General features: G+C 75.8%; 4 protein-coding genes. 2 read left to right on the top strand and 2 right to left on the bottom strand.

Annotation, left to right across the window (positions count from 1 at the left end; translation table 11 throughout):
- Together AC08OP_RS16540 and AC08OP_RS16535 are read left to right on the top strand one after the other, a co-directional pair.
- Nucleotides 1–745, top strand: a 745-nt coding sequence (locus tag AC08OP_RS16540; RefSeq protein ID WP_476615022.1) for a helix-turn-helix domain-containing protein, incomplete at its 5' end; no start/stop codon positions are given.
- 28 nt (nucleotides 746–773) lie between these two features.
- Nucleotides 774–1,565, top strand: a complete 792-nt coding sequence (locus AC08OP_RS16535; RefSeq protein ID WP_476615021.1) for an endonuclease/exonuclease/phosphatase family protein — start codon at nucleotides 774–776, stop codon at nucleotides 1,563–1,565.
- Here AC08OP_RS16535 and AC08OP_RS16530 read toward each other — a convergent pair.
- Both AC08OP_RS16530 and AC08OP_RS16525 read right to left on the bottom strand, forming a co-directional pair.
- On the bottom strand, nucleotides 1,523–4,915 hold the full coding sequence (locus tag AC08OP_RS16530; RefSeq protein WP_476615020.1) for an ATP-dependent helicase: 3,393 nt from the start codon (nucleotides 4,913–4,915) through the stop codon (nucleotides 1,523–1,525). The genes AC08OP_RS16535 and AC08OP_RS16530 overlap by 43 nt on opposite strands.
- Nucleotides 4,912–8,066: ATP-dependent helicase (locus AC08OP_RS16525; protein ID WP_476615019.1), on the bottom strand; the 3,155-nt coding region annotated here is incomplete at its 5' end. The genes AC08OP_RS16530 and AC08OP_RS16525, both read right to left, overlap by 4 nt.

Genomic DNA, 8,066 nt, shown 5'->3' with positions numbered 1-8,066 from the left:
GGCCGGCCACCCGGCCGGCCACCCGGGCACCCACCCGGCTGATAGCGAGGCCGACCACGAGGCCGACCCCTGGGCAGGCTCGCTCCCCTCCCGGTTGCCCTCGGGCTGCCCGCGCGCCGTGCAGGGGGGAGACATCTGGGTGTTCGTCGGCTCGACCGAGCGGGCGGCCACCCGGGCGGCACTGGCGAAACAGCTCGCCGGGCTCGCCGCGGTGGTGGGACCAGCCGTGCCGTGGGGTCAGGCGGCGGCGAGCGCGGCGCGGGCGAGGTTCGCCTACGATGCCCGGAGCGCCGGGCGGCTTCGCGGCATCGCCGCGGCCGACCCCCTGTTCACCGACGAACATCTCAGCGCCCTGCTGCTGGCCAGCGACCCCGGGCTCATCACCGACCTTGCGTCCCGCCGGCTCGCTCCCCTCGACGGGCTGCCCTGCCGGACCAGGGAACGGCTGGCCGAGACCCTCCTGCACTGGCTGACCCTGCGGGGTCAGCGCGGGCTGATCGCCGAGCGGTTGCACATCCATCCGCAGACCGTCCGCTACCGGGTCAACCAGCTTCGCGAGCTGTTCGGACCATGTCTGGAGGACCCTGACACCCGCTTCGATCTCGAACTGGTGCTGCGCGCCGGGGCCGCCGAGGACGTGGCCACCGACCCGGTGAGTGCCGCGGTCCGCGAGGACACGGACGAGGGCCGGGGCCCGGGCTCCCGCCGTCTCGCGGCGGTGCGGGGTCGGTCACCCGGGCCGTGACGGACCTCGCATCCGATACGGTCCAGGCGTGCGGCTGGGCTCCTTCAACATCATGCACGGCCTGTCGCTCACGGATGGGACGGTCGAGCCCGCCCGCTTCGCCGCGGCCGTCTCCGCTCTCGACGTGGACGTCCTCGGGCTCCAGGAGGTCGATCTCGACCAGCCACGATCGGGTGGGCTGGACCTCGCCGCAGAGGCGGCGGCGGTGATCGGAGCCGGCGACGACGACTGGCGGTTCGTCCCCACCGTCTTCGGCACGCCCGGCGTGGGCTGGCGGCCGGCTGACGGGCAGCGTCGGGACGACGAGCCGGCGTACGGCATCGCTCTGATCAGCCGGCTGCCCGTCCGCGAGTGGCGGGTGATCGACCTCGGCCGGGCGCCGGTGCGGTCCCCGATCGCGATACCGGGGGGTCCGGGCAGGCGAGGACATCTGATCATGCTCGACGACGAGCCGCGGGCCGCGATCGCCGCGCGGGTGGAGTCGGCCGAGGGCCCGCTGACGGTGGTCAACACCCATCTGTCGTTCGTGCCGGGGTGGAACGCCGTGCAACTGCGCCGGCTGGCCCGCCGGCTCGCGGACGTCCCGGGGCCGCTGGTCCTGCTGGGCGATCTGAACCTGCCCGGCCGGCTACCGGCCGCGCTCACCCGCTGGCGCCGATTGGCGGTGACGCCCACCTACCCCGCGCACTCCCCGCGGGTGCAGCTCGACCATGTGCTGGCCCGCGGGCCGGTAGGCAGGATCATCGCCGTGCAGGCCCGCCGCGTGCCCATCTCGGATCACCTGGCGCTGTCCGTCGACCTCGCCGACCCGCGGGCCTGACCCGCGGCGGGCCCGGTGCTCGGACTCGCGAGCAGGTCGGCGAGCTCCTCCTCGGACAACGTCGGGGGCCGGACAACGGCGCCGGTGCGCACGTACAGGAAGGCGGCGTCGACCGCGCTCAGGTCGACGCCCCGCAGCCGGGCCCAGGCCAGCCGGTAAATCCCGAGCTGAAGATCGTCGGCCTCGGACCGGCCGGTCTTCCAGTCGACCACCTCCCAGCGACCGCCGCCGAGGTCGTAGACGGCGTCGATGCGACCGCGCACGATCCGCCCGGCAAGGCGGAGCTCGAAGGATTCCTCGATCGCGAACGGCCGCCGGGCACCGTACTCGGTACGCAGGAACGCCTGCTGCAGCGAGCGCAGATCGTCGTCGGTGAGCTCCGCGTCGGCCGCGCCGGGCAGATCCTCGGTGTCGATCAGTGCACGGTAGTCGAAGATCTCCTCAACCCAGGCGTGGAACCGGGTGCCGCGCCGGGCCGCGGCCACCGGACGGCGCGGCAGCGGCCGGACCAGCTCACGGGCGAACGCCTCCGGGTCCGCGCGCAGCCGGACGATCTGGGACGCGGTGAGGCTCGCCGGCAGGGCGACATCGGTCCGCGCGAGGCGTGCCGCGCGTTCCTCGGCGAGCAGCAGCCGGGCCTCCCGGTCGAGCTCGGCGAGCAGGGCGCGCTCGGCCGCCGTCATCCCGGCCGGATCGTCGACGAACGGTTCCCCGGCCGGTTCCGCCGACGCCCCCGGTACGCTCAGCGCGGCCAGCCGCGCCATGACCCCCTCGGCCGCGGCGAGGCGCCGGGCGTACGGCTCCGGCTCGTAGGGGATCGGCCAGGCGAACCGTTCCGGCGTCGCCAGCGCCGGGTTGGTCCGCTCCGCCGGCTCCGGCGCCCAGACATCGACCCGCCCACCGCCGGTGCGGGCGTGCTCGGCGAGCTCGTCGAGGAACACCGAGGCACCGCGTGGGGTCTTCTGGGTGGGTCCCCACCAGTGCCCGCTCGCGAACAGCAGCGACTTCGCCCGGGTGACCGCGACGTAGGCGAGCCGGCGTTCCTCCCGCTCGGCGTACTGACGGGCATCGGCCCGGAAAGCGTCCAGGGCGGCCTTCTCGGCGGAGACCGTGAACGCCGGCAGATCGTCGGCGTCGCCGCGCAGCGGGATCGGCAGCACGCCCGGGGAGGTGGTCCACTGGTCGCGCACGGTCAGGTCGGGGAACACCTTGCCGGTCAGGTTCGGGACGGCGACGACCTCCCATTCCAGGCCCTTGGAGCGATGCATCGTCATCAGGGCGATCGCGTCGGCCCCGGACGGCCCGGCGACGTCGAGACCCCGCTCGTGCTCCCGCGCCGCCCGGAGGAATCCGAGGAACGCGGGCAGGGAGTTCGTGCCGTCGGGATCGGTGAAGCCCGCGGCCACGTCCAGGAAGGCCGCGACGTTCTCCTGGCGCCGGGCCCGCACCGCCACCTCGGTCGCCGTGAGCTCCACATCCAGCCCGATCGTCGCGACCACCCGGTGCAGCAGGTCGAGCAGGCCCTCGCCGACGTGCCCACGCAGCGCGGCGATCTCGGCGGCGAGCCGGCGCACCCGGGCGCGCCCCGGCGCGGACATCTCCGGCCCGGGGTCGTCGAGGACGTCCGACAGGGCGACGACGTCGGCGGGGTCGACGTCGGCGACCGCCTCGGCGAGTGGATCGGACCGTCCCGGCAGGTCCGGATCGCCGACCGGGTCCGGGACCCGCGCCGCCTCGCGCGCGTGGCGGCCGAGCGCGGCGAGATCCCGGGGGCCGAGCCGCACCCGCGGCCCTGTGAGCAGCCGGACGAGCGCGGCGTTCGCCGTCGGCGAGTCGAGCACCTCCAGCATGGCCACGATCTCGGCGACCTCCGGGACGATGAGCAGCCCGGTCAGCCCGACGACCTCGACGGGCAGCCCGGCCGCCTGCATCGCGGTAAACAGCGCGGGGATGTCGCCACGGGCCCGGACCAGCACGGCGATGCCGCCGGGAGCGGTGCCGGCGTCGACCACCCGGCGGAGCTGGTCGGCGATCCAGGCCACCTCATCGGCCCAGCTGACGTGCAACGCGACCACCGCCTCGCCCTGCTCAGCCACGTCGGGCCGCGGGCGGAGCTCGACGACGCGGTGACGGGCCCGCAGCTGTGCGGCGACGGTGTTGGCGAGGCGGAGCAGCCGGCCGCCGCTGCGCTGGTTCACCGACAGTTCGTAGACGGCCGCGGGCGTGCCGTCGGCCCCGGGGAAGTGCGTGGGGAAGTGGTCGAGGTTCGCCACCGACGCCCCGCGCCAGCCGTAGATCGCCTGGCAGGGGTCGCCGACGGCGGTGACCGGATGCCCGCCGCCGAACAGGCCGGTGAGCATCCGCCGCTGGGCCACCGAGGTGTCCTGGTACTCGTCAAGCAGGACGACACCGGCCCGCGCCCGCTCGGCCCGACCGACCTCCGGCATGGTCTCGGCGAGCCTCGCGGCACAGGTGACCTGGTCACCGAAGTCCAGGACGTCGCGTTCCCGCCGGGCCGCCCGGTACTCCGCCACCAGAGCGGCCAACTCCCGGCGCCCCCGGGCTGCGGCCGCGCACCGGCGCAGCTCCCGGCGGACGCCCCGGGTGCCCCGCCGCTGCTCGGCGCGCCGCAGCGCCGCGTCGATCTCGGCGAGCAGCGCGCCGTCGAACGCGACGAGGCCCGCCGGATCGACCAGGTGCTCGCTCATCTCGGCGTCCAGCGCGACGAGCTCGCCGACGAGCGCTCCCAGCGAACGTGTCAGCGCCTCCACCTTCCCGCCGTGGGAACGGGCGACCCGGGCGGCGAGCTGGTAGCGGGCCGCGCCGGAGATCAGCTGGAGGTCCGGCTCCAGCCCCAGCCGCAGGGCGTTGTCGACGACCAGCCGCCCGGCGAAGGCATGGTAGGTGGCGACGGTCGGCTCCCCGTCCACCTTGCCGTCCGCGGCCGGTCCACCCGGGCCCGCCCCGGCCGACGCCTTACGCAACGCCAGCCGCACCCGACCGGACAGCTCCGCCGCCGCCTTCGTCGTAAAGGTCAGTCCGAGCACCTGGTCGGGCCGCACCTGCCCGGTGGCGACGAGCCAGACCACCCGTGCGGCCATCACCGAGGTCTTGCCGGATCCCGCGCCCGCGATGATGACCCCCGGTTCGAGCGGAGCGGTGGCCGCGGCGATCTGCTCGTCGGTGTACGGGACCTCCAGCAGGTCGCGCAGGTCATCCGGGTAGAGCCGGGGACCGGCGACGCCGTCCGCCGGGTCACCGTCGACGCCGCCGTCGAAACCGGGCAGGAACGGTTGGCGGGGAATCGTCACGTGGGCGCCCGCGCCCGGCTGCTCCACCCGCGGGTTCACTCGACCACCTGACGTCCCTCGGGCCGCGCGGGGCAGCTCGTCTGGAAGGTGCACAGCGTGCAGTGGTCGCCGGGCGTCGGCCGGAACGCCTCGGCGTCGATGGTGCGCACCGCCGCGTCGAGCACCTCGTCCATCCAGGTCGCGCCGTCGGGAGGCAGCGCATCCTGGGCCTGGACCTCCGGCGGGCCAGGCCGCTCCCCCGGCAGCCGCGGGCCGGCCGCCGCACCGCCGGCATCCCGCCGGAGCTGGACGAGCTCCGCCCCGCCAGGCACCGGCCGGGGCTGATCCGGCGCCGCGGCCGCGAGCACATCGTCGAGCGCGCCGGCCCGCACGGCGAGCTGATAGCTGCCCAGCTGGGGGTGGGTGGCGAGCTCGGCAGGAGCGACCGCGGTCCGACCGGTCTTGAAGTCTATGACGTGGACCCGGCCGGCCTCGTCCAGTTCGAGCCGGTCGATGAATCCGCGCAGCTGGACGTCCCGCCCGGCGACCCGCAGGTCGCAGGAGAACCTGACCTCCGCGTCGATCACGCACCGACCGCGCTCGGCGGCGTGCCAGTCCAGGAAGCGGGCGAGCGCCTCGCGGGCGGCCGCGCGCTCCTGATCGGAGCGCCAGCGGGCGTCGAAGTCCAGCTGCCGCCACACCGTGTTCAGCCGGGCGTCGAGCGCGGCGAGGTCGGCCGGGGCCCGCCCGGTCGTGACCTCGTCCGCCAGGGCGTGCACCACCTTGCCGAATCCCTGCGCGGTCGAGGCCGGGGTGACCGCGTGCGCCTCGTGCTCGAGGAACCACCGCAGGGAACAGGCGCCGATGCTCGACAGCGACGAGCCGGACAGCCGGATCGGCCCGGCCACCGGGACGACAGGAATATCCGACGTGGTGGGGTCGAGCAGCCCCCACCAGGTGTCCGGGTGCGCGGCCGGCACCAGGGGCCGGCCCGCCTGGTCCCGTGCCGCGGCGAGCGCGGCGAGGCGGGCCTGCGCGGCGGAGCGCATCGCGGGGCTCGAGCCCGGTTCCGTCGCCAGCCGGCGCAGGGTCGCGACCAGGCCGACCAGGGTGAGCGGCCGGACCGGGCGACCGGGCACATGCTCCACCGCTACACCCAGTTCCTCAAGGAAGCGGCTCGGCAGGCTGCCGTCGTCCTCGGGGCTGTTCACCGCGGTGACGATCAGCCGGCGCCGCGCCCTGGTCAGCGCGACGTAGAACAGCCGACGTTCGTCGGCGAGCAGGTCCTGGCGGGTCAGCGGCGGGCGCAACCCGCCCCGGGACGGCGCGTCGAGCTGCTCCGCGCCGAGCAGCGAATGCCGCTCCCGCAGGTCGGGCCAGGTGCCGTCCTGCACTCCGCAGACGGCGACGACCTCCCATTCGAGCCCCTTGGCGCGATGGGCGGTCAGCAGCCGCACCCCGCGGCGGCGCACGGACTCCCCGGCCGGCTCGAGGACGTCCCCGGCGATCTGCTGGCGGGTGAGCTCCGCGACCAGGGAGGCGACGCCACCGCCCGGCCCGCGCCGCTGGCCCAGCCGGGTGACGGCATCGAAGAGCGCCACGACGGCGTCGAGGTCACGGTCGGCCGCGCGCCCGGCGGCGCCCCCGGCCGCCGAGGCATATCGCAGCCGCGCCGGCCACTCGCTCGCCGACCACAGCGCCCACAGGGCGTCCTCCGGGGCGCCCGAGGAGTCCCGCAACGCCTGACCGGCCGTCCGCAGCAGACCGCCGACCCGCCGGACCGGCCCGGCCAGGTCGTCGGGGATCGTCGCCAGCCAGTGGTCGGGCTCGGCGATCGCCGCCCGCAACAGCTCCGCCGACGGCGCCGGATACTCGGACCCCGCGTCGCGCTCGAAGGCGCGCAGCGCCCGGCCCAGCGCCCGCAGCCCGGCCGGGTCCGCTCCACCGAGCGGCGAGGTGAGCAGGGTGCGCGCCGCGTCGACGGTGAGCGCCCCGGCCGGATCCTCCGCGCAGCGCAGCGCCAGCAGGAGCAGGGCGGCGGCCGGCTCCTGGGCGACCGGCAGGTCGTCACCGTCGACGCTGACCGGAACGCCGGCGGCGGCCAGCACGCGGCGCAACCGGCCGATCCGCTCGGCCGTGCGGACCAGGACCGCCATCGCGTCCCAGGCGACGCCGTTCTCCAGATGCTCGCGACGGAGCAGGTCGGCCACCGACTCGGCCTCCGCGCCAGCGCCCGGGAACGTGCGGGCCTGCACCTGGCCGGCGTCGGCGTCGACGCGCCCGACGAGGTCGCGGTGTGCCCGGATCGCGGCCGCCGGAAGCCCGGCGGCCGGGATCCGCCGGGCCACGTGCCGGCTCGCCGCCAGCGGGGCCGGGGCCATCCGCCGGCAGCGCCGCAGCGCGACGATCGGCGCCGGCTCGCCGTCAAGGCGGGGGAACCGGGCCGGGAAGCCCAGCAGGCCGGCGACCTCGGCCCCCCGGAAGGCGTAGATCGACTGGTCCGGGTCGCCCAGCACGACGAGGTTGCCACCACCGCCGGCCACCGCCCCCAGCAGGCGTTCCTGAGCCGGATCGGTGTCCTGGTACTCGTCGACGAAGACGTGCCGGTAGCGCCCACGCAGCCAGGCGCCCCCCTCGGCACTCTCGGCGACGACCACGGCCCGGTGGACGAGATCGGTGTAGTCGACCGCCCCCTCGAACCCGAACACGTCGAGGTACATCTCGTAGAACTCGGCGAGGGCGGCCCAGTCCGGGCGGCCGGTACGCTGGGCGAGCTGCGCCAGCGCGACCGGTTCGAGCCCGACCTCGCGGGCGCGGGCCAGCAGCGCCCGCACCTCCTCGGTGAAACCGCGGGTGCGCAGGCAACCCACGAGCGGCTCGGGCCAGACCGGCCGGCCGTCCTCGCGGGAACCCTCAATGAGATCGCGCAGCCGACTGTCCTGCTCCGGGCCGGACAGCAGCCGGAGCCCGCCCGGCGGGGCCGGCCGCTCGTGCGCGCGCAGCAGCGCCAGGCACCAGGCGTGGAACGTCCACGCCCCGGGACCTCCGCCGGCCCCACCCTCGGCACCGAGCCGTGCGATGATCCGCTCCCGCAGCTCGCCGGCAGCTCGCCGGCTGAAGGTGAGGACCAGGATCGACCGCGGATCCGCCCCGGCTTCGATCCGCGCGGCGACCGCCTCGACGAGCGTGGCCGTCTTCCCGGTGCCGGGCC

This window comes from Frankia sp. CeRuru1, from assembly GCF_977966315.1.
This window is presented reverse-complemented; position numbering and strand designations above follow the sequence as displayed.